The organism is Sphingomonas endophytica, from assembly GCF_001476895.1.
Taxonomy (GTDB): domain Bacteria; phylum Pseudomonadota; class Alphaproteobacteria; order Sphingomonadales; family Sphingomonadaceae; genus Sphingomonas; species Sphingomonas endophytica_A.
This window is the reverse complement of sequence record NZ_LDTB01000098.1, coordinates 1-571: the sequence shown is the minus strand read 5'-3', so window position 1 is coordinate 571 and position 571 is coordinate 1. Positions and strand designations below refer to the sequence as shown.

The 571-nt window shown below is 67.4% G+C and carries 1 protein-coding gene; it reads right to left on the bottom strand.

Annotated elements, in window-relative coordinates; all coding sequences use genetic code 11:
- The coding region (locus NS334_RS16125; RefSeq protein WP_058756970.1) for a c-type cytochrome at positions 1-528 on the bottom strand (528 nt) is incomplete at its 3' end.
- Positions 529-571: the final 43 nt, after the last annotated feature.

The window sequence follows — 571 nt, the reverse complement described above, 5'->3', positions numbered from 1 at the left end:
GGGCGCGGCCGGCAGCGGCAGGTTCGAACCCTGCTGGTTCAGATACGCGATCAGATTCGCGCGGTCCTGCGGATTGCCGAGTCCGGCGAAGGTCATCTTGGTGCCGTTGGCGAACTTGCGCGGCGACGTCAGCCACGCGTTCATCTTGTCGAAGTCCCAGGTGCCGCCGACGCCCTTCAGCGCGTCGGAGAAGGCGAAGCCGCCCTTGCCCTGCCCGATCGGTTCGCCCAGCGTGTGGTACAGGTTCGGCCCGATGCCGTTCGCCCCGCCCTGGTTGATGGTGTGGCAGGCCGCGCACTTCTTGAACACTTCCGCGCCCTTGGCGGGATCGGCACTGCCCAGCAGCGAGGCGATCGGCACCTCGGCGGCCCCGCCGCCCGCGCCGGCTTCCTCGACGCCCTCGATGGCATAGCCCATCTTTTCGGGGCGTTCGGCGTGGAAGAGCTTGCCCCCCACGATCGACAGTCCCAGTGCGGCACCGGCAGCGGCCAGCGTCCAGCCGAAAATCGTGTTGGTCCGATCGTCCATGCGCCTGTTCGCCCCTCTCTCTTGCATCGTTCCATAGAAAGGG